The 26157-nt window shown below is 68.3% G+C and carries 23 protein-coding genes and 1 tRNA gene; 1 reads left to right on the top strand and 23 read right to left on the bottom strand.

What is annotated here, in order from left to right; translation table 11 throughout:
- The first annotated feature begins 54 nt into the window (after positions 1-54).
- Positions 55-1965 carry a 1-deoxy-D-xylulose-5-phosphate synthase gene (gene dxs / locus M3M27_RS08045; RefSeq protein ID WP_434027710.1) on the top strand — a complete coding sequence of 637 codons (1911 nt, stop codon included), beginning with the start codon at positions 55-57 and terminating at the stop codon, positions 1963-1965.
- Positions 1966-2127: 162 nt separating this feature from the next.
- Here the strand turns inward: dxs and M3M27_RS08040 are convergent, their stop codons facing one another.
- The 23 genes from M3M27_RS08040 to thrS all read right to left on the bottom strand — a co-directional run bounded on the left by M3M27_RS08040 (position 2128) and on the right by thrS (position 26034).
- Entirely contained in the window at positions 2128-3135 is a 1008-nt protein-coding gene (locus M3M27_RS08040) for a TraB/GumN family protein (protein WP_434027709.1), read from the bottom strand.
- 96 nt (positions 3136-3231) lie between these two features.
- Entirely contained in the window at positions 3232-3690 is a 459-nt protein-coding gene (locus tag M3M27_RS08035; RefSeq protein WP_434027708.1) for a cupin domain-containing protein, read from the bottom strand.
- Between the two features lie 103 nt (positions 3691-3793).
- On the bottom strand, positions 3794-4585 hold the full coding sequence (locus M3M27_RS08030; RefSeq protein WP_434027981.1) for a WecB/TagA/CpsF family glycosyltransferase: 792 nt from the start codon (positions 4583-4585) through the stop codon (positions 3794-3796).
- Positions 4586-4626: 41 nt separating this feature from the next.
- A complete protein-coding gene (locus tag M3M27_RS08025; RefSeq protein ID WP_140718775.1) occupies positions 4627-5421 on the bottom strand; it encodes a polysaccharide pyruvyl transferase family protein in 795 nt (264 codons plus the stop codon).
- A 170-nt stretch (positions 5422-5591) separates the two neighbouring features.
- The gene (locus tag M3M27_RS08020) at positions 5592-6386 is read right to left on the bottom strand and encodes a polysaccharide pyruvyl transferase family protein (protein WP_434027707.1); all 795 of its coding nucleotides are present in this window, start codon (positions 6384-6386) and stop codon (positions 5592-5594) included.
- Between the two features lie 42 nt (positions 6387-6428).
- Positions 6429-7625 (bottom strand): GumK N-terminal domain-containing glycosyltransferase, encoded by a 1197-nt coding sequence (locus M3M27_RS08015; protein ID WP_140718777.1) that lies wholly within the window; start codon positions 7623-7625, stop codon positions 6429-6431.
- Between the two features lie 37 nt (positions 7626-7662).
- The gene (locus tag M3M27_RS08010) at positions 7663-9162 is read right to left on the bottom strand and encodes a lipopolysaccharide biosynthesis protein (RefSeq protein WP_434027706.1); all 1500 of its coding nucleotides are present in this window, start codon (positions 9160-9162) and stop codon (positions 7663-7665) included.
- Entirely contained in the window at positions 9159-10184 is a 1026-nt protein-coding gene (locus M3M27_RS08005) for a glycosyltransferase (RefSeq protein ID WP_434027980.1), read from the bottom strand. Before M3M27_RS08005 ends, M3M27_RS08010 begins: the two co-directional genes overlap by 4 nt.
- A gap of 11 nt (positions 10185-10195) precedes the next feature.
- A complete protein-coding gene (locus M3M27_RS08000; RefSeq protein ID WP_434027705.1) occupies positions 10196-11344 on the bottom strand; it encodes a glycosyltransferase family 4 protein in 1149 nt (382 codons plus the stop codon).
- A gap of 31 nt (positions 11345-11375) precedes the next feature.
- The gene (locus M3M27_RS07995) at positions 11376-12467 is read right to left on the bottom strand and encodes an acyltransferase family protein (RefSeq protein WP_434027704.1); all 1092 of its coding nucleotides are present in this window, start codon (positions 12465-12467) and stop codon (positions 11376-11378) included.
- Positions 12464-13729 (bottom strand): polysaccharide biosynthesis protein GumE, encoded by a 1266-nt coding sequence (locus M3M27_RS07990; RefSeq protein WP_434027979.1) that lies wholly within the window; start codon positions 13727-13729, stop codon positions 12464-12466. The genes M3M27_RS07995 and M3M27_RS07990 overlap by 4 nt, the downstream gene beginning before the upstream one ends.
- Positions 13730-13836: 107 nt before the next feature.
- Positions 13837-15291 carry an undecaprenyl-phosphate glucose phosphotransferase gene (locus M3M27_RS07985; RefSeq protein ID WP_434027703.1) on the bottom strand — a complete coding sequence of 485 codons (1455 nt, stop codon included), beginning with the start codon at positions 15289-15291 and terminating at the stop codon, positions 13837-13839.
- 261 nt (positions 15292-15552) lie between these two features.
- The gene (locus M3M27_RS07980) at positions 15553-16968 is read right to left on the bottom strand and encodes a GumC family protein (protein ID WP_434027702.1); all 1416 of its coding nucleotides are present in this window, start codon (positions 16966-16968) and stop codon (positions 15553-15555) included.
- On the bottom strand, positions 16950-17648 hold the full coding sequence (locus M3M27_RS07975) for a polysaccharide biosynthesis/export family protein (RefSeq protein WP_434027701.1): 699 nt from the start codon (positions 17646-17648) through the stop codon (positions 16950-16952). The genes M3M27_RS07980 and M3M27_RS07975 overlap by 19 nt, the downstream gene beginning before the upstream one ends.
- Before the next feature lie 587 nt (positions 17649-18235).
- Positions 18236-18312, bottom strand: a tRNA-Pro gene (locus tag M3M27_RS07970).
- Positions 18313-18387: 75 nt separating this feature from the next.
- Positions 18388-18744 (bottom strand): MerR family transcriptional regulator, encoded by a 357-nt coding sequence (locus M3M27_RS07965; protein WP_140718783.1) that lies wholly within the window; start codon positions 18742-18744, stop codon positions 18388-18390.
- Complete coding sequence (locus tag M3M27_RS07960; protein ID WP_002811076.1) at positions 18725-19024, bottom strand: integration host factor subunit alpha; 300 nt, start codon at positions 19022-19024, stop codon at positions 18725-18727. The genes M3M27_RS07965 and M3M27_RS07960 overlap by 20 nt, the downstream gene beginning before the upstream one ends.
- Positions 19025-19045: 21 nt before the next feature.
- Positions 19046-21439 (bottom strand): phenylalanine--tRNA ligase subunit beta, encoded by a 2394-nt coding sequence (gene pheT, locus M3M27_RS07955; RefSeq protein WP_434027700.1) that lies wholly within the window; start codon positions 21437-21439, stop codon positions 19046-19048.
- A gap of 115 nt (positions 21440-21554) precedes the next feature.
- Complete coding sequence (gene pheS / locus M3M27_RS07950; protein WP_140718785.1) at positions 21555-22550, bottom strand: phenylalanine--tRNA ligase subunit alpha; 996 nt, start codon at positions 22548-22550, stop codon at positions 21555-21557.
- A gap of 127 nt (positions 22551-22677) precedes the next feature.
- Complete coding sequence (gene rplT, locus M3M27_RS07945) at positions 22678-23037, bottom strand: 50S ribosomal protein L20 (RefSeq protein ID WP_140718786.1); 360 nt, start codon at positions 23035-23037, stop codon at positions 22678-22680.
- A 10-nt stretch (positions 23038-23047) separates the two neighbouring features.
- Positions 23048-23245: a 50S ribosomal protein L35 gene (gene rpmI, locus M3M27_RS07940; RefSeq protein WP_010342861.1), complete on the bottom strand. Its 198-nt coding sequence runs from the start codon at positions 23243-23245 to the stop codon at positions 23048-23050.
- A gap of 292 nt (positions 23246-23537) precedes the next feature.
- A complete protein-coding gene (gene infC / locus M3M27_RS07935; RefSeq protein WP_140719907.1) occupies positions 23538-24065 on the bottom strand; it encodes a translation initiation factor IF-3 in 528 nt (175 codons plus the stop codon).
- Positions 24066-24129: 64 nt separating this feature from the next.
- Entirely contained in the window at positions 24130-26034 is a 1905-nt protein-coding gene (thrS, locus tag M3M27_RS07930; RefSeq protein ID WP_434027699.1) for a threonine--tRNA ligase, read from the bottom strand.
- Positions 26035-26157 lie beyond the last annotated feature (123 nt).

The following is a 26157-nucleotide window of genomic DNA, read 5'->3' as shown; positions in this document are numbered from 1 at the left end:
TGCCCCACCCCGACCCGGGGGGCGAAAATGCCGCTTCAGCTGAAAGCCAAGACGATGATCGATTCCACCCGCTATCCGCGCCTGGCGCGCATCCAGACCCCCGACGACCTGCGCAGGTTCGAGGAGGCCGAGCTCCCCGCCGTGGCCGACGAGTTGCGGGCCTACCTGATCGAGTCGGTCGGCCGCAGCGGCGGGCATTTCGCCGCCGGGCTGGGGGTGATCGAGCTGACCGTCGCCCTGCACTACCTGTACCAGACCCCGGTGGACCAGTTGGTCTGGGACGTGGGCCACCAGACCTACCCGCACAAGATCCTCACCGGGCGCCGCGACAGCATCCACACGGTCAAGCAGAAGGACGGCGTGGCGCCGTTCCCCAAGCGCGAGGAGAGCGAGTACGACACCTTCGGCGTCGGCCACTCCTCGACCTCGATCTCGGCGGCCCTGGGCATGGCGATCGCGGCGCAGCAGCGCGGCGACGAGCGCAAGGTGGTGGCGGTGATCGGCGACGGCGCGATGACCGCCGGCATGGCCTACGAGGCGCTCAACCACGCCGGCGGCATGGACCCCGAGCCGAACCTGCTGGTGATCCTCAACGACAACCGCATGTCGATCTCCGAGGCGGTCGGCGGGTTGACCAAGATGCTCGGCCGCATGAGCGGCAGCCGCACCCTCAACGCGATCCGCGAGGGCGGCAAGAAGATCCTCGGCGACAAGAAGAACAGCTCGACCGCGCGCTTCGTCAAGCGCTGGGAGGAACACTGGAAAGGCATGTTCGTGCCGTCCACGCTGTTCGAGGAAATGGGCTTCCACTACACCGGCCCGATCGACGGCCACGACCTGCCGGCGCTGCTGTCCACGCTGAAGACGCTCAAGGGCCTGAAGGGGCCCAAGCTGCTGCACGTGATCACCACCAAGGGCAAGGGCTACGAGCTGGCCGAGGGCGACCAGATCGGCTACCACGCGGTCGGCCCGTTCGATCCCGAGAAGGGCCTGGTCGCCAAGGGCGGGGCGAAGAAGCCGACCTATACCGACGTGTTCGGCGACTGGCTGTGCGATGCCGCCAAGGCCGAGCCGCGCTTGCTGGGCATCACCCCGGCGATGCGCGAGGGCTCGGGCCTGGTCCGCTTCAGCAAGGAATACCCGGAGCGCTATTTCGACGTGGCGATCGCCGAGCAGCACGCGGTGACGCTGGCGGCCGGCATGGCGACCCAGGGCGCGAAGCCGGTCGTGGCGATCTACTCGACCTTCCTGCAGCGCGCCTACGACCAGCTGGTGCACGACGTGGCGATCCAGAAGCTGGACGTGCTGTTCGCGATCGACCGCGGCGGCGTGGTCGGCCCGGACGGAGCCACGCACGCGGGCAACCTCGACCTGAGCTTCCTGCGCTGCGTGCCGAACATGGTGGTGATGGCGCCCGCCGACGAGGCCGAGTGCCGGCAGATGCTCACCACCGGCCTGGAATACAAGGGTCCGGCCGCGGTGCGCTACCCGCGCGGCACCGGTCCGGGCGTCGCGCCCGGCAGCGATCTCTCGACCCTGCCGATCGGCAAGGCGCAGCTGCGCGCATCCGGTTCGCGCGTGGCGCTGCTGGCGTTCGGCGCGACCGTCGCCGCCGCCGAGCAGGTGGGCCGCGAGCTCGGCCTCACCGTGGTCAACATGCGCTTCGTCCGCCCGCTCGACCGCGCGCTGGTGCTGGAGCTGGCGAAGACGCACGAGGGCTTCGTCACCGTCGAGGACAACGTGGTCGCCGGCGGTGCGGGTTCCGGCGTGTCCGAACTGCTCAATGCCGAAGGCGTGCTGCTGCCGGTGCTGCACCTGGGCCTGCCGGACGCCTTCCAGCACCACGCCAGCCGCGAGGACCTGCTGGCCGAGGCCGGCATCGATGCGGCCGGCATTCGCGCCTCGGTGCTCAAGCGCTGGCCCGCGCTCGCGGTGGCCAACGGCCCGCTCAGCGCGGCAGGTTGATCGAGGGGCCGGCTTCTGTCGCATGGCGCCGGCACGCTGGGCCGGCCGTTATGACCTCGCATGCGCTCTATCCGTGGTTCCCGCGAAAGCGGGAATGACGAGCGGGGATCGCATCGGGAAAGCCGGCAGACCCGGCGGCCAGCCCGGACCGCCATCGACTGGTCAGGGCGCTTCCACGACGTAGCCGCGCTCCTGCAGCCGGGCCAGGTAGCCCTGCGGCGCGAGCAATTCGCTGATCGGCAGCAAGGCGAAGGTGCTCCCGTTCTTCTGCAGCGCGGCCTCGGCCAATGCCAGCCAGTGCTGCGCCAGCTTCTCGTTGAGATCGCCGTATCCCCGGCCCCTGGCGAAGCCCGATTGCGACAGGGCGCGCGTGCACACGCCGCGCGGGTCCTCGCGCGGCAGGCGGCGCAAGGCCTCGATGTCGCCCATCGCCCATGCGTTGGCGCGTTCGACCATGGTCGGCAGGTCGCGCTCGACCGCCGTCAGCACGCTGCGGAAGCATTCCACGTCGTCCATGCCGCCTGCGCGGAATTCCTTGATGGCCGCCCTGGGGTCCTCGATCTTCAGCACCAGCCGGGTCGGGGTAGGCTTGATGCCGGCCGCCTTGGCGGCCCGCTCCACCACCGGCCCGACCAGCAGCTTGCGGCCGAGACCCGATTTCTTCGCCGCCGCCTCGTACAGCTCCCCGGCCGCGACCATCGGCCGCTTCCTCTCCACGCCACGGTCGCGCCCGAGATAGTGCTGCTTCTGCACCTGCCAGCGCGCGTAGAGATCCGGCGGCAGGACGTCGCGCAGCTCGGCGCCGTCCTCGTTCTTCATCGCCTTCAGCGCCGAAGGCGCCAGCGCCAGCCTGCCGAAGAACCCGACGTCGGCGTCGAACGCCAACGCGGGCGAAAGCAGCACCTGCTGCGATTGCGCGATGGCGGACTCGACTTCGTCCGGCTTCCATTCGATATCGCTCGGCAGCGGCGACACCGTGCCCAGGATCCACAGCACGTGCTCGCCCTTGCTGACTTTCCACAGGCCGGGACCGGGCTGCACGCCCCGCACCACCATCGCGTCCAGGTCGACGATGGCGGCCTCGCGCGCCGGCACGGGAGGCGGCTCCGCGGCCTGCGCCCCTGCGGCGAATGCCGCCAACCACAACGCGATGCCCAGTCCCTGCTTCATGCCGCTTGCGCCCTCCCCCGGCGCGATCCATGGCGATTCCGGCCGGGAAAGCTAGCCGATTCCCCGGCGGGCGGCGTTAGCGAATCGTTGCCCGGCTCAGTCGAACCACACGCCCGCCCGGCGCAATGGCGTCGCGAGCGGATCGTCCGGCGCCATCAACGCGAACCCTTCCCAGGCGAATCCCGGCGACACCGTGCACGCCACCAAGGCGAAATCGCCCAACGGACGCGCCGCCTGCCACACGCCGGCCGGCACCACGCGCATCGGCTCGACGCCGCCGCCGTAGGGGCCCAGCCGTTGCCGCCGCACCGCACCGCCGTGCGCATCGAGCGTCAGCAACTCCAGCACGCCGCCCTGCTGCCAGTGCCAGCACTCGTCGCCGTCGACGCGATGCCAACGGCTCGCCTCGCCACGCGCCAGCAGGAAGCGGATGCCGGTGACGGCCGGACGCGCTCCATTGCGCACCCTCGACTCGTGGATGCGCCGGTAGTGCCCGCCTTCCGGATGCGGCTGCAGGTCGAAGCGCTCGATGAGTTCCGCGGCGATGTCGTCCATTGCCCGATCTTAGAGCGTGCCGTGGACTTCGGGGGCCTGCGCGGCGGCGCAGCCCGCCCCAGGCCCCATGGCGGGCCCCGGCGTTCCGGCTCCCGCAGCCGCATCACGCTTTGGTCTGCATCTTGCGCGACACCCGCTTGCCGGAGCGCAGGCAGACGGCGAAGAACAGCAGCAGGTCCCAGCTGTAGCGCTTGATCAGCCGCTTCGGTTCGTTGAACAGGCGGAACAGCCACTCGCCGCGCACGCGCCGCACCCAGGCCGGGGCGCGCTGGGCGTTGCCGGACAGGAAGTCCAGCAGCGCGCCCACGCCGAACACCAGCGGCGTGCGCAGCTGCGCGCCGTGCTCGACGATCCAGCGTTCCTGGAGCGGGTTGCCGAACGCGACCAGCAGCACGTCGGCATCGCTGGCGTTGATGCGGTCGACCAGGCTCTCCTCGCCGGCCTGGAACTCGCGATAGCCGTCGCAGGTGCCGACCACGTCCTGGCCCATGCCCCGCAGCAGGTCGGCGGCCTCGAAGGCGATGCCTGCGCCGGAACCGAGCAGGAAGAACCTGAGCGGACGCGGCGAGCGCTTGCACAGGTAGGGGATCAGGTCGGTGCCGTTGAGGTTCTGGGCGAAGCGGCGGCCATGGATCAGCAGCGCCCCCAGGTCCATGCCGATGCCATCGTTGACGATGCGCCAGGAAGGCCCGGTCATCCGCCCGCGCAGCGATTGGCACTTCACCACGAAGTTGGTGTTGGCGAAGCAGATCCGGCGGCGCTGCCGCCGTTCCATCGCGCGGAACAGGTCTTCCGCGAACGCCTCCTGGGTGGTGGACAACACGGGAAAGCCGCCCAGGGGCACGAGTTCGCCGACCTCGAACCGGCCACGGGCGACCGGCATGTCGCCGCTCATCGTCGATGCACGATTTCCACGGTACTTGTCAGTCATTGGGGTCACCATAGGTCATAGGGAAACGAATCCAGCAACCGCTCCTGCGCGGCGGCCAGGTCGAACGAGGCGTTCCCTCCCAACGCCAGGCACTCTTCCACCGAGCGGCCCAGGTGCCATTGCGGACGCCCGGTGCCCAGGTAGTAGTCGTCGTACTTCAGGCGGTCGTCGCCATTGCCCCAATCCAGGTACACGGCGGGGATACCGTAGGCCTCGGCCAGCACGAGGCCGTGCAACGAACTGCTGATGACCAGTTCCGCGCCCAGCAGCTTGCGCACGAAGGTGATCGTCTTGACGTTCGGGAACACCAGGTGCTCCGCGTAGGCCTTGTACTTCGCCGGCGGCTCGTTGAAATGCGGCACGACCACGTAGGGCCGGCGCTGGCGCGGACCGAGCGCGTCGGCCGGGAAGAAGCGCGGCATCAGCAGGCCGGGATCGCCGTAGACCTCCGGCGCCCGGATGCCGCACTTGAGCAGCAGCTCGCGCGTGCGCGGGCCGAGCACCGCGCGCACGTCCAGATACGTTATGCCGTCGATTTCCGAAACGACCCGGCTGTCGCCGCTGCTCCCCCAGATCGTGTCGCCCTGGCGCGCGAAATGCAGGATCGATCCCGTCGCCAGCAGGCGGCGGGTCGGGTCGCGCTTGTTGATCAGCTCTTTCCCCCGCAGCGCCAGCATGGAGCTGACGATGACCTTCGACAGATGGGCGCCGACGTTGACTTCCCCGTTACGCGGCTGCCACCAGAACAATGCACGGCGCTCGGCACTTTCGAGCATGCGATGGAGCAGGGTCTTAGGCATGGCACTCGATCCTTCCGGGCGTGGGGGGGCCATCCTGGCTGTGGTGAAGGCGTACCGTCGTCCGGGCTTGGCAGCACGCCGGACCGGGGCGGCATCCGCCCTGGACCGGCGCGCGGGAGCCGCGGCTACGGCGGTTCTTTTTTGCAGTGGACGTTTCGATGTTCATGGAGTCACCACAGGTCGTACGGGAACGCCGCCAGCAGCTGCGCCTGCAGCCGCGACAGGTCGAATGCACCATTGCCGCCGAGCTGGAGGCATTCCTCCACGCTGGCGCCGGCGTGCCAACCCGGCCTTCCCGTGCCGAGGTAGTAGTCGTCGTACTTGAAGCGGTCCTCGCCGTTGCCCCAGTCCAGGTAGACCGCCGGGATGCCGTAGGCCTCGGCCAGGATCAGCCCGTGCAGCGAGCTGCTCACGACCAGCTCCGCGCCTTGCAGCCGCGCCGCGAACGCGGCCGGCTTGCCTTCCGGGAACACCAGGTGCTCGGACCAGGCCGCGTACTTCTCGCGCGGCTCGTTGAAATGCGGCACGACCACGAAGCGGCGCGGTTCGGGCGGGCCGAGCGCATCGGCGGGAAAGAACTTCGGCATCAGCAGGCCCGGATCGCCGTAGACCTCGGGGACCGGGATGCCGCGCGCCAGCAGGAACTCGCGCGTCTTCGGCCCGCGCACCGCGCGCACGTCGAGCATGCCGAAGGCATTGCGCTCGGCCGGGATCTTGCCGTTGATGCCGCTGCCCCAGACGGTGTCGCCGGTATTGGCGAAATGCAGCACCGAGCCGATCGCGACCAGCTTGTTCCCGGTCTGGCGCTTCTCGATCAGCACCTTGTCCTGCAGCGCCAGCACGCTGGACACGATCACCTTGGACAGGTAATCGCCCATGTTGATGCGGCCGCTCTTGGGCTGCCACCAGAACAGCGCCTGGCGCTCGGCACGGTCCAGCCATTTCTGCAACAACGGGTTCGGCATCGGGTTTCTTTCTGACGGGGGGGAGGAGGAGGAGGCCGCCGGTCAGGCGGGCGCCGTTCGCAGGCCATCGCCGCTGGCCGTCGGAGCGGCCTGCACGAGACGGGTTTCGGGATAGGCGGCAGGATCGAGCACGCGATCGGTCGTCTCCGCCCAGCTCAGGCATTGCCGGTAGCGCACGCGCGGCGCCTCCAGCGCCTTGCCGATCGCGGCGACCACCGAGTCCGCGTCGCCGGGCGTGTAGCCGAAGCGCGCGCGGTAGCCGCCGACCACGCGATGCGGGCACACCGCCGGCAGGCCGAAGAAGTCGTACTGCAACAGCTTCATCGAACTGTCGGCGAGGTAGTCCGGCACCTGCTCGGAGGCATAGGGCGCGATGCCGAAGCGCGCGTGCTTGATATAGCGGATCGTCTCGGCGTGCTTCATCTCGCCGTAGACCACGATGTTGTCGCCGTAGTCCGGGTGCCGCCCCATGCCGGAACCGATCACGTGGAAGGTGACCTCCGGGAAAGCCCGGCCCGCCACGACGAAGAAGCCGGGATCGAACAGCATCGAGCCCACCGACACGGCATGCGTGCCCTCTCCGTAGGGCGACGGGTCGCCCAGGCTGTCCAGGTCGTGGTCGACGCCGTGCCCGACGTGGAACACGTTGTCGCGGCTGGAAATCTCCGCCGCCATCGCCGGCGACACCAGCGCGATCACGTCCATCGCCGGCGCGACCCGGTCGAAGGTCCGTTCGATCCACGACGCCACGTTGATCGTGCTGAGCCCGTCGGAAGCGCGATACACCAGGCGGGCGTTCGGATTGAGCCGCTTGGCCAGCTCGATGAAGGCGATCGCATAGCCGCTCTCGAACACGATCACGTCCGAGTCCCTGATCCAGTCCACCAAGGCGCGGGGCGGATGCGAGGCGTACCAACGGAACATGGCGTCCTCGACCGGGCGCAGCCAGGGCCGGCGCGTGTTGAACGGATGGACCGCGGTGCGCCACAGGTAGCACTCCACCCCGTTGTGCTCGACGACGCGGTTGGCGGTGTCGTCCAGGGGCAGCCGCGCATCGCCCTTCATCCGCGACAGCAGGCTGTAGCGCAGCGAGAAGAACCGGGTCTTGCCACGGCGCGCGAGTTCGTCGGCGATGAAGTGGATGTTGGCGCGGCGCGGCGTGCGGTAGTCGTGCGCGGAAAGCACGAGATAGCGCGGGCGCCGCGGGCTCGGGACGCCGTCGGTGCGGATCGCGTTCATGGTTGGACTCCCACGGGCTGGAGACGAGCGGCGGCATTCATCGGCGTGCTCCTCCTTCCCGCATCAGCTTGCGGATGTCGACGATGGCCATCACGTCGCGGCGGAAGGCCGGCCAGGCCAGGAACACGGCGACGCATCCCAGCGCCATCGCCGCGCAGCCGATCCCCAGCACCTGCCAGAGCGGCCCGCCGATCCTCCACGACACGTACCAGGAGAGCGCGGCCGCCGCACCGTAGCCGGCCAACGCGCGCAAGCCGTTGTTGAACAGCGCCGCGGCGGGGGCGTCGGATATCCGCCCGATCCAGACCAGCGACAGCGGCCACAGCAGCAACAGGCCGATCGAGTAGCTTGCCGCCACGCCCATCACGCCCCACCAGGAGCCGACCAGGATGCAGGCGATCAGCAGTACCCTCGACACCACCGAATAGACCAGTTGCTGCCGCATCAGGCCCTTGGCGAGGAACACCCAGTAGGCCGCGTAGGCCGCGGCCTGGAAGATGCCGCCCAGCGTCAGTACCTGGAACAACGGCACCGCGTCGCGCCACTGCTCGCCGAGCACCAGCACGATCAGCGGCAGCGCCTGGGCGCATGCGAACGCGAACAGCGCCACGATCAGGTGCACCATCACCGTCTGCCCGCGCACCAGGAACGCACCGAAGCGCTCGCGCTCGTCCTGCAACTGCGACAGCACCGGCAGCGCCACCGTCGTGGCCGGCGCATTGATCTGGTTGAGCGGCATCATCAGCAGCTGGAACGCGCGGTTGTACAGGCCGAGCGCCTCGGCCCCGGTGCGGGCGCCGATGATCACCTGGCCGACGTTGCGGCTGGCGTAGCCGAGCAGCTGCGCGGCCATCAGGTTCCAGCCGAAGCTGAGAAAGCCGCCCATCGCCGCATCGCGCCGGTAGCCGCGCGGCAGCCAGCGCGAACAGGCCGCGGCGATGGCCAGGTTCACGAACGCCTGCACGACCTGCTGCAGCACCAGCGCCCAATAGCCCCAGCCCAGCAGCGCGGCGGCGACGCCGGCGGCCAGGCCCGCGACCTGCGCCCCGACGTCGCTCAGCGCCACTTGCCCGAACCTGAGCCCGCGGCTGAGGTGGGCGCGGTACTGCGTGGTCATGCCGTTCAGCAGGAAGGTCACCGCCAGCGCCTGCGAGATCGTCACCAGCGCCGGTTCGGCGTAGAAGGAGGCGATCGCATGCGCCGACGCGAACACCGCGACCGACAGCACCAGGCCGATGCCGCTGTTGATCCAGAACAGGTTGTCGCGCTGCTCGCGGCTGACGTGGCGGGCCTGGATCGCGGCCGAGGACAGGCCGAAGTCGCGCAGGATCTCGGCCACGCCGACGATCGCGGTGACCATGGCCATCAGGCCGTAGTCGTGCGGCGTCAGCAATCGCGCCAACAGCACGATCCCGCCGAACTGCACCGCCATCTTGGCCGCCTGCCCGGCCATCGTCACGGCCGCGCCGCCGGCGGCACGCGAGGCCAGGCTTCGTGGCGGAGTGGGTGGTGCCATCGTCGAAGCCTCCGTACTCATTGCGCGGCGTCCCCGTCCAGGCCCAGCGCCTCCAGATAGGTGCGGTAATGCAGCCGGCCGATCCTCGGCCAGTCCCGCTGCGAAAGATCGGGAGCGCTGCCGCGTGGCGTGCCGCGCACCTTGTCCAGCGTGGATTCCAGCAACGCGGGCTCGAAATCGCCCTCGTACAGGAATACCCAGCCCGGGCCGACCTCCTCGGCGAGCGCGGCGTTGGATTCGCTCCACGGCGCGAGGACCGGCCGCGCCAGCGACAGCGCCAGCAGCAACGTGCCGCTGTTGTGCATCTGGCGGTACGGCAGCACCACCAGCTCGGCCTGGCTGACCTCCCTGGCCAGCACCGGCTCCTCCACGTAGGCGAGCAGCGCGCTGATGCGATCGTCCTCCGCGCAGGCCCGCTCCACGCGCTCGCGCATCTGCGGCGTGGCGGGGTTGCCGACGATGCGCAGCGAAACCCCGGCCCGGCCGACGTCGCCCATCGCATCCAGCAGCGCCTCCACGCCCTTGTAGGGGCGGATCAGCCCGAAGTGGAGCAGCCTGCCCGGCACGCTCGCGGCCTGGGGCATGCGCGCGAACCAGTCGCGGTAATGCCCGTGCAGGATCGTGTCGGTGAAAGGCGGCCGCACCGGCGTGGCGGCATTGATGCGGATCCAGCGCCGGGTCATGCGGTCCATCCACCCGAGCAACGCGCGCTCGATCGCGCCATGGTCCTCGTGCGGGGCGACGTTGTGCAGGGTACGCACGATCGGCGTGCCGCCCAGCTTCAGGCGCAGCAGCAGCAGCGCGACCGCGCACTGCTTGGCCAGGGTGCCCAGGCGGGTCGGATGGCGCAGCAGGTACTCGGGCCAGTGCAGGTGCAACACGTCGTAGCGCGACATCAGCGCGTCGCGCATCGAGAAGAACCGCGGCGTCACCCGCTCCGGCAGGGCAGCGTAGAGCTGGGTCAGGTACGGATTGGTCTTCTCCCCCGGCTGCTCGGTGGAGAACAGCACGGTGATCTCGGGAAGCGTCGCTTCGCGCGCCATCGTCATGGCATTCATCGCAGCGCCTCCTGCGGGTGCCGCTGGCCGAGCGCGCTCCGGTACTCGTCGAGGTAGCGCCCCACGACATGCCGCCAGTCGTAGCGCTCGACGTAGGCCATGGCGGCTTCGCGGCGCCGGCCGAAATCTCGCTCCAGCTCCAGCTCCAGCGCCAGCCGCTCCACGCGCACGGCCGCCCCGATCGGGTCGTCGCGATCGACCAGGATGCCCTGCCCCGACTCACCCGAAAGCCGCGCGAACGGGGGAATGTCGCTCAGCACGGGAATCAGTCCCGCGCTCATCGCCTCGACCGCCGCGATCCCGAATCCCTCGTGCCGCGACAGGCAGACGAACAGCTGCGCCTGGCGCATCAGCAGGCGCAACTGCTCCTGGCTCGGCGAAACGTGCAGATCGACATGCGCGGCCAACCCGCGGGTCGCGATGGCCGCGCGGATGTCGGCCTCGCTGAAGTCGTACTCGCGGCCGGCCACGATCAGCCGCCAGGCCGGATCGAGCGCGATCAGCGCCTTCAGCAGGTCCAGCGTTTCCATCAGGCCCTTGTTGACCGACCAGCGCCCGAAGTAGATCAGGGTGCGGCCGGGGACCTGCGCCCCCTGCCCGGCGTACTTGCCCACGTCCACGCCGTTCTCGATCACGCGCAGCCGCGCCGGGGCCACCACGCGCGAGAACATGTCGCCGTCGTTCTCGCTGGTCGCGATCACCCGGCGATAGGCCAGCGCGGAAGCGCGCGTCAGCGTGTTGAACCACACCTTCTTGAGCCTGGACGCATAGCCGGTATGGAAGAAGCCGCCATGGGTCGAGACCACCATCGGCTTGCCGTGCAGTGGCCGCGACACGGCGAGGAAGTCGTAGAAGAAATCGATGCCATGCACGTGCACCAGGTCGGCGGCCCCCAGCGCCGCCAGCACCGAGGGCGCCAGCGGGTAACGCGTGGATCCGCGATAGGGGATCCTCGTCACCGGCAGGTCCTCGTAGTGCGCCTCGCGCGCCAGCGTCGTCGCCGGCGCGGTGAACAGCCGGTCCAGCGTCACCACGCGCACGTCGTCGTCCGCCACCGCGCGATGCTGGCGCGCGATGTTGAGCACCACCTCTTCCATGCCACCGATGGAAGGATGGAACTGGCGGACCACGTGCACGACTTTCATCAGGCCTTCTCTCTCCTCCAGAACGAACGGATCAGGCGGCCGTACCCGCGGCGGCCGGCCTGGCCCCCAGCGACCACGGCGCCCACCGCATCAGCACCGCGCGCATGGGCACGCAGGCGAGCAATGCCACGACCGACACGAACAATGCCCAGGCCGGCCCCGGACCGCCGGGGCCGAAGCCACCCAGCAGCGAAGCCACCCCGGAAAGCACGAAGAACACCAGCAGATGCGTGCACAGCACCAGCAACGTGTTGCGGCCGATCCACTGCACCCAGCGCCACCGCGCCAGCAGCTGCGCGGCGCACAGCGTCATCGCCGTGCCCAGCAGGGCCGCGACCAGGAACACGATGCGGGAGTACCCGAACTCCAACTGGTTGATGTCCACCCGCCCGTTGCGCCAGGCCAATACCAGCCAGGGCAGGCCCAGCACCACCAGGCCCACCAGGTTGCCGGCCGGAGTGCGCGGCAGCAGCCAGCCCGCATACGAGCACAGGGCGCCCGCGGAGAAGAAGAAGAGCGCCACCGGCAGCACGTCCAGCGCGAACGGGAGCCGCAGCCCCAGTCCCGGGAACCAACCGATCCACAGCCACGACACCACGCCGGCGCCCAGCGCCATCCACCCCGGCAGGACGCGCCGCCGCAGGTAAAGATAGGCCAGCGTCGTGACGAACAGGGCCGGCAGGAACCACAACGCCGGCTGCACGTACAACTCGGGCCCGATGCCGCTCACCAATCCCTGCAGCGGCTCCCACCAAGGCCGGTCGCCCCAGCGTGCGGCCTTCTCGCCGATGTTGCGGGTCAGCAGCCAGTACGCGTAGCCCAGCGCGAAGAAGCACACGTACGGCACCAGCAGCGTGCGGGCGAGCTTCTTCCACGCCTTCCAGCCCGCGCGCGCCGACCCATGTCCCTCCCCCACCCAGCCGGAGACGAAGAAGAACAGCGGCACGTGGAAGCTGTAGACCAGGATCGTGAATGCCTGCGGTATGCCCTTGGCGTGGCCGAGCACCACCAGCACGATGGCCAGGGCCTTGGCGGCGTCCATCCTGAGGTCGCGCACGCGCACGGGCGTCGCCGCACGGTGTGCCGGGAGGACCGCGTTCCCCACCCGCAGCACGCCGCTCATGGCAGCGCTCCCGCCGGAACGTGATCCTTCCCTCCGGCGATGGACGTGGGCGAGCGTACGGCCCTGTCCGCCCGCATGGCGCTCGCCGCCGGCATGGCCTGCATCTGCCACAGGCAGCCGCAGGCAAACCACCACAGCGCCGACGTCTTGATCGAGAAATAGCCGTTGGACACCAGCAGGCTCAGCGCGAAGGCGAAGATCGCCAGGTTCTTGAACAGTTGCCCCTCGCGCGTGGGCAGCGTCAGCAGGAAGGAATAGGCCAGCAGGAACGCCAGCACGCCGACCACCGACTGCGATGCGATGAAGTAGGAGATGCCGCTGTCGAAGTAGCGGTACGCCGCCCCGGGATCCAATCCCATCCACGTCGCGAACGGGAGATGGTTGATGGAATCGACGGTGAAGAAGATCCGGCCGAGCGTGGTGTCCTCGTACGCGGTGATGCCCGAGACCCAGACCAGCAGCCATCCTCCGGCCAGCACCAGGAAGAACAGCAGGAACGCCAGGCGCTGGTCGAGCCGCAACAGGAACGGCGCCAGCAGCAGCATCAGCACGCAGGTGCCGGCGGCGAGCCGTCCGTCCGAGGCGACGATCAGAAAGCCGATCAATCCGATCGACAACAGCAGTGCCGGCGGCTTGAACCAGCGCGCGAACGCCAGCACGATCGCCGCGAAGAAGATGATGTAGTTGCCCATCGTCACCGGCTCGACGAACACCGAAGAGGCGCGCGGCAGGTTGGAACCCGGCAGGAAGTTGCGCTCGCCCGGCCGCGTGGCGCTGACGTAGAGATTGCTGTCCTGGTTCCAGAAACCCTCGGCGCTGGCGCCGCGGGCGTTGACGAAGTAGCTCTTCGGGTTGACGACGTCCCCGTACACGTCCGGCGTGGCGAGCTCGAACAGGGCCACCAGCGCCACCACCACGGTCATGCGCAGGAACAGCTTGGGCAGGGAGCCGCGGTACGACGCGCCCAGGACGAGGAAGGCGAAGGCGATCAGCGCGTCGCGGAAGAACTTGGGATCCACCTGCCAGGAGAACAGGAACCGCACCAGCATCAACGCCACCACCAGTCCGAGCCCGCTCACCACCAGCGCCAGCCGCCTGCGCTCCAGCGACCAGATCCCGATCGCGAAGCAGGCCGCGTAGATCAGGAACTCGACGGCATACGTCATCGCCGGCCGGACCGTGAACACCTTCGCGTTGATCACCGCCAGCACGATGTTGTAGCCCACGGCCAGCAACATCAGCACCTCGATGCCGAAGTTCATCCAGCGCGTGCGCCGCAGCCGCGCGGTCTCCGCCGCGGCCACCGGGGTTTCCGGCGGTCGCGGCGGTCCTGGCGGGACGCTGGCGGGGTGCCCTTTCTCCATGGCCGTCAGTAGGCGTTCTTCTGGCCGAGCACGCGTACCGCGGTCAGCACGATGATGCGGATGTCCAGCCACAGCGACCAACGGCGGATGTAGTCCAGGTCGTACTGGATGCGCTTCTTCATCGTCCGCAGGTCGGGGGTCTCGCCGCGGAAGCCGTTCACCTGCGCCCAGCCGGTGATGCCCGGCTTGACGTAGTGGCGCTGCATGTAGCGGTGGATCAGCTTCTCGTAATGGGTATTGTGCTGGGCCGCGTGCGGGCGCGGCCCGACGATCGACATGCTGCCGCCCAGCACGTTGAAGATCTGCGGCAGCTCGTCCAGGCTGGTCCTGCGCAGGAAGGCGCCGAAGCGGGTGATGCGCGGGTCGTTGCGCGTGGCCTGCACGATCTGCGGGCCGCTGTCGTCATGCACGCGCATCGAGCGGAACTTCATCATGTGGAACTCGCGCCCGCCCAGGCCGTTGCGGCGCTGGCGGAAGAACACCGGGCCGGGCGAGCTCAGCTTCACGCCGACCGCGATCGCCAGCATCAGCGGCCACAGCAGCATCAGCGCCAGCACCGCCACGATCTTGTCCTGCAGGGCCTTGGCCACCACGAAGTAGTTGTCGCGGTCCACGCCGCCCTGGCGCAGGTTGATCACCGGCACCGTGCCGATCTGCTCGGCCGACTGGTTGAGCATGCCGAAGTCGAACAGGTCCGGCACCAGCTTGACGTTGATCGGGTAGCGCTCGAGCTTCTCGAGCAACTGCTTGATCCTGTCGCGCTCGCCCAGCGGCAGCGAGATCCAGACCTGCTCCACGCGGTTCTGGTCGAGATAGGCCACCAGTTCGTCCGGCGCGCCGAGGCACGGGATCGCGGAGCGATCTTCCGGCAGCGCCAGGTCGTAGCGGCTGGTGAAATAGCCCACCACGTTCATGCCGACCCATGGGTTGCGGTCCAGGTAGCGATGGATCTTCAGCACCGGGTGGCGCAACCCGACCACGACGACGCGCTGCACGTCCATGCCGCGCGCGCGCAGGTGGTTCAGGAACGTGCGCAGGCCGGTGCGCGCCAGCACCAGCACGGCCAGCCCGCCGGCGAACCACAGTCCGATCCAGAGCCGCGACACGGTCTGGCCGAACTGGACGATGAGCGCATGCACGGAGAACAGCGCGAAGATGCCGGCGAACGCCGCGCCGAGCACCAGCAGCTCCTTGCGCAGGCCGCGACCGCGCCAGCTCCGGTACAACGGGAACATCGCGAAGCAGATCACCGCGTACAGCAAGGTGGTGCCGATCGCCACGCGATAGGCGGCCGCCGGCACCCAGGTACCGTAGAGCACGCGGTACGCCGCCAGGCCGGAGGCGACGACGACGGCGAGATCGAGCACTCGCAAGGCCAGGTCGGCCGCCGCCGAGTATTTCGAGAGGAGACGTCGCGACGAAGACGTGTAGGTCGCACTACTGAGGTCTGCCAAGAGCATGGGGTGGTCCTCCAAACCCGTCGGCCGGCATGCAGGGGGACACGCCGGTTTACCGGGTCTCGATTCGTCTGTCGCACACCGCTGCGGCGCCCCTAACACCGACCCCAGGCCATGCGACAGCCCTTCGACAATCAACAGATCAAACGTTCAACACGCGGACTCGCAGGGTAATGGAATGCCTCCTCTTCTCGCCGGATCGCACTTCATCATCGTCAGTTCCTGTTACCGAAGCTGTACCTCGCGGCGCTGCGTTCATCGACGTCACCGCTGTTCCTCGCGCAGGAAATACCGGAGCAACGCGAAAGCCACCGCGATGAATGCGCCGAAGATGAACCCGATCGCCAGGTTCAGCGGCCACTTCGGCGAGGAAGGCTTACTGGGAACGTCGGCCACGTCGACGATCGAGACGTTGTTGCTGCCGATGTTCCCGGCCACGCCGATCTCCTTGTAGCGCTGCAGCAAGGCATCGTAGAGCTGCCGGTTGGTATCGGCCTCGCGCTTGAGCATGTTGTAGCGGATGCTGCGCGACTGCAGGTCCAGCTCGTCGCCCTTGAGGCTGGCGATCCGGCTTTCGAGCAATTGCTCCTGCCGGCTCGCGGCGTCGTAGGCCGCCTTGAGCGAACCGCGGATGTTCAGCACCTCGCGGTTGATCTGGCGCTGCAGCTCGTCGCGCTGCGACTGCAGCCGCTGCATCTCCGGATACTGCGGCTTGAAGGTCGCCAGCTTCTGCTGGTACTCCGCGTCGATCTTGGCCTGTTCGGCGCGCAGGGTCTGGATCAGCGGGTTGGCGATCGTCTGCGGCAGGCTCATGCCGTCACCGGCCGCGGCCTGCCGCCAGGCCGCTTCCGCCTTGATCCGCGCGTCCTGCGCCGAAGCGAGCATCGCATTCAGCTCGGTAAGGTTCTGCGCCGGCAACGACGGCTTGTCCTCGCCGACGGACACGATCTTCTCCTGGCTCGAGTAATCGACCAGGTTCTTCTCCGACTCCTCGACCTTGCCGCGCAACTGCTCCAGCCGCTCGGACAGGTACTTGGTCGCGAACGCGGACGCGCGCAGCCGCCGTTCCTGGTTGCTGACGATGAACACGCGCGCATAGGCGTTGGCGATCTTGGCAGCCAGCGCCGGATCGGGCGAATCGAAGTTGATGTAGACCAGCCGCGAGTTCAGCACCGGCTCGATGTCCAGCCCGGCCAGCAGCACCGGGGTCAGCACGCGCTCGGCGATGCTCTGCCGGCTCACCAGTTCCCCGCCGCGTTCGCGCCTGGCCGACTGCACCTTGTCCACGGCCTCGTCGACCAGCGGCTTGAAGGCCGGCTCCTGATCGAGCTTCGCCTCGCGGATGACCGCGCGCGCGAGCGAGCGGCTCTGCAGCAGCTGGTACTGGGTCTGGTAGAAGTCCTTGTCCTGCGGCGACTCCACCGGCATCAGGCTTTCGACGTTGACCACGTTGAGCGTGTCGCGCTCGATCTGCAGCGTGCTGCTCGCGCGATAGCTCGGGGTCAGCAGGAACGTCGCCAGCGCCACCAGCGCCACGATCGCCACGGTGATCAGCACGATCAGCCAGCGCTGGCCGTAGAGCGCCTGCCAGTAGTCGCGCAGGCCCATGTCAGCCGGTTGCAGGTGCCCATGCGGCACGGAACGATGTTCGGGATGGATGCTCATCGGTAGGCGCGCCACACCATGACGAAGGGAGTCAGCTCGAGCACGGTGCGCAACAACAGCCGCGCGTCGGAGCGATAGACGACCACGATGTCGCCGCCGTAGATCTCCGGATCGGGCGCCTTGCCCTCCTCGATGTCGGTCAGGTCGAACCGCGCGACCATCTTCTGGCCCTGCACGGTGCGGAACACGATGATGTTGCGCCGGCTCGCCACGCTGCTCACGCCCTTGGCCTGCGACAGCGCCTGCTGCAGCGTGAGGTTGGAACCGACGACGGGATAGATGCCCGGCTCGTCCACCGCGCCGGTCACGGTGACGCGGCGCCCGTTGGCTTCCTGCACGAAGACCGAGACCTGCGGGTCCTGCAGGTAGCCCGTGCGATAGCGATCGGCGATCTGCTTCTCCAGTTCCACCACGCCCACGCCGGACGCCTGCACCTCGCCGATCAGCGGCAGCGTGATGTGGCCCTGGTTGTCCACGCGCACCGTGCGCTCCAGGTCGTCGACCTGGAACACCTTCACCAGCAGCAGGTCGCCAGGGGCCAACCGGTACTCGGGCTGCACCGTCGACAGCGCGAGCGGATCGGGCTCCGGCAGCTGGCTCGCCATGTGCGAGGTCGTGCTGCATGCGCCCAGGAGTATCGAGCAGATCAGGGCCAGGCACGCGCCTTGTCCGGGTCTTCCGATCGGTGTCTTCATGCGTCGCGTCTATCCGCCTTTGTTGGGTGGGGTTCGGGAACTCCGGCACCCTTCGGCCGACGCCGGTGCGCCAGTCGAAACGGGTGTCTACGGAGGATTTCCGATTCCGGCACTCCCGGCCGGAACCAACAACGGAGCTACGTGTTGCGCCGCACTATGGCACAGAAAAGATGTCCTGCAATGCTCTCGCGTCGATTTTTTGACGCGCGTTGTAGGCAGGGTTCAAGTTCGTTCCCAAGGCCTTCACGCCGCATGAATATCCATGCGAAGAAAGCGTGGCGAAAGCTGTGCGCATCGAACGACCGCGATCACACATTCACGTATTCACCACATGAAGCTGCGACGTTTTGCGCACTTCGCTGCATTGATCCGCGCGTCGCGGACGGCCGCGCATCCGGTCATGGGCAATGTGCGCGGCATGTCTCAATCCATGCCGATGGCGAGGGCGCGTTGCGCAACTCGGCCGATGGAACGCGCATCGGTGCGGAGCCGACGCCCCCGCGCGGGAGAACTGCGCATGCGGTTGCGCGCCCGACCGCCAAACGAAAACGGCGGCCTGCACGATGCAGGCCGCCGCTTCGATGGTTTGGTCGGGGTAGCCGGATTCGAACCGACGACCACCAGTCCCCCAGACTGGTGCGCTACCAGGCTGCGCTATACCCCGGAAGGTGTCCCGCTTCTCGGCGGGCTGGCGATTATAGCGGCTTTGTGAAGGCTTTTCCTAGCTCGCCCGGCACGTTCAACGCCGCAACAGCTGCAGGACTTCCTCGAGCTCCATCCGCACCTGCCGGATGATCTGGTTGCTCAGCGCGGATTCCTGGCGGGCGCCCTCGCCTTCCAGGCGCAGGCGCGCGCCGCCGATGGTGTAGCCCTGTTCGTAGAGCAGGCTGCGGATCTGGCGCACCATCAGCACGTCGTGGCGCTGGTAGTAGCGGCGGTTTCCGCGACGCTTGACCGGTTCCAGGCTCGGGAACTCGGTCTCCCAGTAGCGCAGCACGTGCGGCTTGACGTCGCACAGCTCGCTGACCTCGCCGATGGTGAAGTAGCGCTTGGCCGGAATCGGCGGAAGTTCGCGGTTACTGCCCGGATCCAGCATATGCCTCCACCCGCTCCTTGAGCTTCTGGCCCGGACGGAAGGTGACCACCGTGCGGGCGGAAATCGGAATCTCCTCGCCGGTCTTGGGATTGCGACCGGGCCTCTGGTTCTTGCGACGCAGGTCGAAGTTGCCGAAACCGGACAGCTTCACCTGCCGCCCCTGCTCCAGCGCGTCGCGCAACACGTCGAAGAACGCGTCCACGAACTCCTTGGCTTCGCGCTTGTTCAGACCGACCTCGTCGAACAACCGTTCTGCCATTTCCGCTTTCGTCAATGCCATCACATCCCCCAGCCTACCGCCTCAACCACGGATCCGGGCGCGGTGCTCGCGCTCGATGACGGTCACCACCTCGTTCACGACGGCATCCACGTCTCGGTCGGTCAGAGTGCGCGAGTTATCCTGCAAAATCAAGCCCATAGCCAGACTCTTGAAGCCCGGCTCGACCCCCGTGCCGACGTAGCGGTCGAACAGCTGGACCTCGCGCAGCAGCGGCCCGACCGTCCCGCGCACCGTGGCCTCCAGGGCGGACCAGTCCACCGCCTCCGGCACCAGGAAGGCCAGGTCGCGGCGCACCGAGGGATAGCGCGACAGTTCGGCCGCCCGCGGCAGCGCGCGCCGCGCCAGGGCCTCGAACTCCAGCTCGAAACCGAACACGTCCATGTCCAGGTCCAGCGCCCGCGCCAGGCGCGGATGCAACTGGCCGATCCAGCCGATGCGCTCGCCGTCGCGGTAGACGTCGGCGGAACGGCCCGGATGGCCGAACGGGCGGTCCGAGCGGCGGTACTCAAGCTGGGCGCCGGACGCCGCGGCCAGCGATTCCAGGTCGCCCTTCAGGTCGTGGAAATCTACCTTGCGCGCCGGCTCGCCCCATTGCAGGGCCTGGGCATCGCCGCAGACCGCTGCCGCCACGCACAGGCGCTCCACCGGCGCGGCACCGGCCTCGGCCGCGCGCGAGAACACCTTGCCCAGCTCGAACAGGCGCACCCGGCCCAGCTGGCGGGCGGCATTGCGGCCCAGCGCCGCCACCAGGCCCGGCAGCAGCTGCGGCCGCATCACCGCCAGCTCGGCCGACAGCGGATTGGCGAGCGGGACGGTATCGGCCTCGAGCTGCCAGTGTCCGAGCAAGCCGGCATCGACGAAGGCGTAGTTGATGGTCTCCTGCAGATCGCGCGCGACCAGCTGGCGGCGCGCGTTCCACTCGTCCACCCGCGTCTCGGTCGGCATCGCGACGCGCGCGGCGCCCCCGGGCAGCGTGGTCGGGATATTGCCGTAGCCGTGGATGCGCGCCAGTTCCTCGATCAGGTCTTCCTCGATCGCGATGTCGAAGCGGCGGCCCGGCGCAGTCACCTGCCAGCCATCGGCGGAGGCGGCCACCTGCATGCCCAGGGCGCGCAGAATGCGCTCCACCTCGGCGTCCTCGATGGCGATCCCCAGCACGCGCGCGATGCGCGCGCGGCGCAGGCCGATCGGCTGCGGCCTGGCCAGGTCCTGCTCGCGCACGGCCTCGACCACCGGCCCCGGCACGCCGCCGGCCACGTCCAGGATCAGCCGGGTGGCGTACTCGATCGCCATGCGCGGCAACTGCGGGTCCACGCCGCGCTCGAAGCGGTGCCCCGCGTCGGTATGCAGCCCCAGGCGGCGGCTGCGGCCGATGATCGCCGAGGGAACCCAGTGCGCCGCCTCCAGGAAAACGCGGGTGGTGGCGGTGGTGACGCGGGTATCCGCGCCGCCCATGATGCCGCCCAGCGCGACGGCGCGTGCGCCGGCCCCGCCCTGGCTGTCGGCCACGACGAGGAACTCCTCGTCCAGGCTGACGGTGCGCTCGTCGAGCAGCTTGACGGTTTCCCCGGCGCGCGCGGGACGCACCACCACCGGACCCTGCAAGGTGTCGCGGTCGAAGGCATGCATCGGCTGGCCCAGTTCCAGCATCACGTACTGGGTGACGTCGACCAGGAAACTGATCGGGCGCAGGCCCGCGCGACGCAGGCGCTCGGCCATCCACAGCGGCGTCGGCCGGCCGGCATCGACGCCATCGATGGCGCGGCCGACGAAGCGCGGCACGCGCGCGCCCGCCTGGAGTTCGACCTCCAGGCGGCTGTCGCTCTGCGCGGGCACCGGTTCGGCCTGCAAGGGATTGACGGTGCTGCCGGTGGCTGCCGCCACGTCGTAGGCAATGCCGCGCACGCTGAAGCAGTCGGCGCGGTTCGGGGTGAGCTTGATCTCGATGCTGGCGTCGGGCAGCCCCAGGTACTCGGCCAGCGGCTGGCCGACCGGCGCGTCGTCCGGCAACTCGAACAGGCCCGACCCGTCGCTGTCCAGGCCCAGTTCCCTGGCCGAGCACAGCATGCCGTTGGACTCCACGCCGCGCAGCTTGGCCGGCTTGATCTTCAGCTCGCCGACCTGGGCGCCCACCAGCGCCAGCGGCGCGACCAGCCCAGCGCGCGCGTTCGGCGCACCGCAGACGATCTGCAACGGCTCGCCCTGCCCAGCATCGACCTTGCAGACCTGAAGCCGGTCGGCTTCCGGGTGGCGGACCGCCTCGACGATGCGCGCCACCACCACCTGCTGCAGGCCCTCGCCGAGCGCGGCGACCTCTTCGACCTCCAGGCCGATGGCGGTCAACACCGCGCTCAGTTCATCGCGCGAGGCGCTGGTCGGGACATGGCTGCGCAACCAATTTTCGGAGAATTTCATGGTCTTTCCGGGACTCGGGACTGGGGACCCGGGACTCGGAGGGGCTGGCTCGCGGACCGGCAGCAGCAGTAGCGCTTCTGCGAGTCCGAGCCCCGTCCCGAGTCCCGGACGTGATTCAGGCGAACTGGCGCAGGAACCTCACGTCGTTCTCGAAGAACGCGCGCAGGTCGTTGACGCCATAGCGCAGCATCGCGAAGCGCTCCACGCCCAAGCCGAACGCGAAGCCGGTGTAGCGCTCCGGGTCTATGCCGCAGTTCTTCAGCACGTTCGGGTGCACCATGCCGCAGCCGAGCACCTCCAGCCAGCGCGTGCTGCCGTCCGGCTGCTGCCAGGCGATGTCCACCTCGGCGCCCGGCTCGACGAACGGGAAATAGCTGGGACGGAAGCGCATCTCGAAGTCGCGCTCGAAGAACGCGCGCACGAACTCCGACAGCGTGCCCTTCAGGTCCGCGAAGGTCGAATGCTCGTCGACCAGCAGGCCTTCGATCTGGTGGAACATCGGCGAATGGGTCTGGTCGCTGTCGCTGCGGTAGACCTTGCCGGCGGCGATCATCCGCAGCGGCGGCCGGTGCGCGTCCATGTAGCGCACCTGCACGCCGGAGGTGTGGGTGCGCAGCAGGCGGCCGTCGCCGAAGTAGAAGGTGTCGTGCATCGCCCGCGCAGGATGGTGCGGCGGGAAATTCAGCGCCTCGAAGTTGTGCCAGTCGTCCTCGATCTCTGGGCCGTCGGCCAGCTCGTAGCCGAGCCGCCCGAAGATCTCGGCGATGCGCTCCAGCGTGCGGGTGACCGGGTGCAGGCCGCCGCGCTCGCCGCGCCGGCCCGGCAGGGTCACGTCGATCCGCTCGCCGGCCAGGCGCGCATCCAGCGCGGCGTCCTCCAGCACCGCGCGGCGCTCGCCGAGCGCGGTCGAGACGGCATCGCGGACCACGTTGATCGCCTCGCCGGCGGCCTTGCGCTGCTCGGCCGGCAGCGCGCCCAGCTGCTTGAGCTGCGCGGTGATGCTGCCGCTCTTGCCCAGCAGCGCGACGCGCAGCGCCTCCAACTGCTCGGGATTCTGCGCGGCGGCGATGTCCGCCAGCGCCTGACTGCCCAGGGTCTCGATGTCGCTCATGGATTCCGGCATCCGTTTGCCTCAAAGAAAAAGGGGAAGGGCTCGCGCCCTTCCCCCGGATTTCGGCGATGTTTCCCTAGCAAGAGCCCGCGCACGGAGGCGCGGGTTCCCGCGAGGGGACTCGCACTCAAGCCGCCAGCGCGCCCTTCGCCTTCTCAGCCAGCGCGGCAAAACCGGCCGCGTCGTGCACGGCGATGTCCGCCAGCACCTTGCGGTCCAGGGTGATGCCGGCCTTCTGCAGGCCGTTCATGAAACGGCTGTAGCTCAGGCCGTTGATGCGGGCGGCCGCGTTGATGCGGGTGATCCACAGCGAGCGGAAATTGCGCTTCTTCTGCTTGCGGCCGATGTAGGCGTACTGCTGCGCCTTGATGACCGCCTGCTTGGCGACGCGGAAGACCTTGCGGCGGGCGTTGTAGTAGCCCTTCGCCAGGGTCAGGATCTTCTTGTGACGGCGGCGCGCCTGCACGCCACGCTTGACTCGTGCCATTGTTCAGTCCTCAGAGGTAGGGAAGCATGCGGTCCAGACGGCCTGCGTCTTCTGCGCGGACGTGGTTCGTCTGACGCAGGTTGCGCTTCCGCTTGGTCGCCTTCTTGGTGAGGATGTGGCTACGGTTGGCGTGGCCGGCCTTGTACTTGCCGGAGGCGGTCTTGCGGAAACGCTTGGCCGCCGCCCGGTTGGTCTTGATCTTGGGCATTGCTATGTCCTTGATGGTGTATGTCACTGACGAGGGCGGTGGCCTTGCCACGCTTTCCGTCCTTGCCCCGGCCTGCTTGTAAGCCCCTGTTCCCCAAGGGAACGGAGCCGGTCCTGTACCGCTCGCGCGGCACCCCGACGAATCGGAGCCGCCTATCATGCCAGATTGCGGAATGTCTTGCAAATCAGCGCATTGGCGCCGGCGCCCCGGTGCGGGGGCACGGGCGGCCGCGCGGGTCCCGCCCCGCCGGATCCCCGCACGGGACGTGCGGGCACCGGCCGGGGGCGCGCCCTCAAGACTTCTTCTTGGGGGCGATCATCATGACCATCTGGCGCCCTTCCAGGCGCGGGCGCGACTCGATGACGATCTCGTCGCCCAGGTCGGCCTCGATCCGCGCCGCCATCTCGCGGCCCAGCTCCTGGTGGCTCATCTCGCGGCCACGGAAGCGGATGTTGACCTTGACCTTGTCGCCCTCCTCCAGGAAGCGGCGCATGTTGCGCAGCTTGATCTGGTAGTCGCCCTCGTCCGTGACCGGACGGAACTTGAGCTCCTTGATCTCGACCTGCTTGGTCTTCTTCTTGGCCTCGTTGGCCTTTTTCTGCTGCTCGAACTTGAACTTGCCGAAATCCATGATCTTGCAGACCGGCGGATCGGCCTGCGGCTGGATCTCGACCAGGTCGAGGCCTTCGTCCTCGGCCATCGACAGCGCTTCGTCGCGCGACAACACGCCGACCATTTCGCCGTTGCTGCCGATCACGCGCACGCGCGGCACACGGATTTCATGGTTCCTGCGGTTCTGTTTGTTGTCAGGGGTACTGATTGTTGCAATCTCCCAGGGGAATCGAACCGGCACTTCCGGATCATCCAGACCGGCCGGGGTTGGCTTAGGCTGCCTGCTCTGCCCGTAGGCGCTCGATGAAGGCGGAGACCGACATCGTCCCCAGGTCCTCGCCCGACCGCGTCCGCACAGCGACCGCGCCATTTTCCTTCTCGCGGTCGCCGACCACCAGCAGGTATGGCACGCGTTGCAGCGTATGCTCGCGAATCTTATAGCCGATCTTCTCGTTCCGCAAATCGGCCTCGACCCGGAAGCCTTGATTTGCAAGGGTTTTCCGGACCGACTCGACGTATTCGGCCTGCGCGTCGGTGATATTGGCCACCACCGCCTGCACCGGGGCCAGCCAGGCCGGGAACGCACCGGCATGGTGCTCGATCAGGATGCCGATGAACCGCTCCATCGAGCCGACGATGGCCCGGTGCAGCATCACCGGATGCCTCTTCTGGCTGTTTTCGTCGACGTATTCAGCTCCGAGGCGCTGCGGCATCATGAAATCGACCTGCACCGTGCCCAGCTGCCAGGTCCGGCCGATCGCGTCCTTCAGGTGGTACTCGATCTTCGGGCCGTAGAAGGCGCCCTCGCCCGGCAGTTCCTGCCAGCTCACGCCGTTGCGGCTCAACGCCGAGCGCAGCGCGGCCTCGGCCTTGTCCCAGGTCGCATCGTCGCCCAGGCGCTTTTCCGGGCGCAGCGCGATCTTGATCTGGATGTCGTCGAAGCCGAAGTCGGAATAGACCTTCAGCGCCTGCTGGTGGAACGCGGTGACCTCGGCCTCGATCTGCTCCTCGGTGCAGAAGATGTGGCCGTCGTCCTGGGTGAAGCCGCGCACGCGCAGGATGCCGTGCAGCGCGCCGGACGGCTCGTTGCGGTGGCAGGCGCCGAACTCGCCGTAGCGGATCGGCAGGTCGCGGTAGCTGTGCAGGCCCTGGTTGAACACCTGGACGTGGCCCGGGCAGTTCATCGGCTTGACCGCGTAGGTGCGCTTCTCCGACTCGGTGAAGAACATGTTCTCCTGGTAGTTGTCCCAGTGGCCGGACTTCTGCCACAGCGACACGTCCAGGATCTGCGGGCAACGCACCTCGCCGTAGCCGCTCTCGCGGTAGACCCGGCGCATGTACTGCTCGACCACCTGCCAGATCGCCCAGCCCTTGGGATGCCAGAACACCAGGCCCGGGCCTTCCTCCTGCAGGTGGAACAGGTCCTGGGCCTTGCCGATCTTGCGGTGGTCGCGCTTCTCGGCTTCCTCGATGCGCTGGATGTAGGCGTCGAGCTGCTTCTTGTCGGCCCAGGCGGTGCCGTAGATGCGCTGCAGTTGCTCGTTCTGCGCGTCGCCGCGCCAGTAGGCGCCGGAGATGCGGGTCAGCTTGAACGCCTTCAGGAAGCGCGTGTTCGGCACGTGTGGGCCGCGGCACATGTCCACGTATTCCTGGTGGTAGTACATGCCCATCGCCTTGACGTCCTCGGGCATGTCCTCGATCAGGCGCAGCTTGTAGTCCTCGCCGCGCGCCTTGAAGATCTCGACCACCTCGGCGCGCGGGGTCATCTTCTTGACCACGTCGTAGTCCTGGGCGATCAGCTCGGCCATGCGCTTCTCGATCGCGGCCAGGTCTTCCGGCGTGAACGGGCGCTCGGAGTAGATGTCGTAGTAGAAGCCCTCGGCGATGACCGGGCCGATCACCATCTTCACCTCGGGGTACAGCTGCTTGACCGCGTGCCCGACCAGGTGCGCGCAGGAGTGGCGGATGATCTCCACGCCCTCCTCGTCCTTGGCGGTGATGATGCGCAGGCTGGCGTCGTGGTCGATGACGTCGCTGGCATCGACCAGCACGCCGTCCACCGAGCCGGCGATGGTGGCCTTGGCCAGGCCGGCGCCGATCGACTGGGCGACCTGCATGACGGAAACGGGACCTTCGAATTCGCGGCGGCTGCCGTCGGGGAGCGTGATGGTGATCATGGCGGGGAAGAACTCGATGCCTGGCCGGGGCCGGCGGGGTTGCGTTCGGAAAGCCGCGCGAAGGCGCAGCTCTGTTCAGGGACCCACAAAAAAAGGCGCCGGAAGGCGCCTGTGCGGGGCCTG

This window comes from Xanthomonas boreopolis, assembly GCF_046529185.1.
GTDB lineage: Bacteria > Pseudomonadota > Gammaproteobacteria > Xanthomonadales > Xanthomonadaceae > Pseudomonas_S > Pseudomonas_S boreopolis.
Note: the sequence above shows the minus strand (reverse complement) of the source record. Positions and strands in the feature narration are given on the sequence as shown.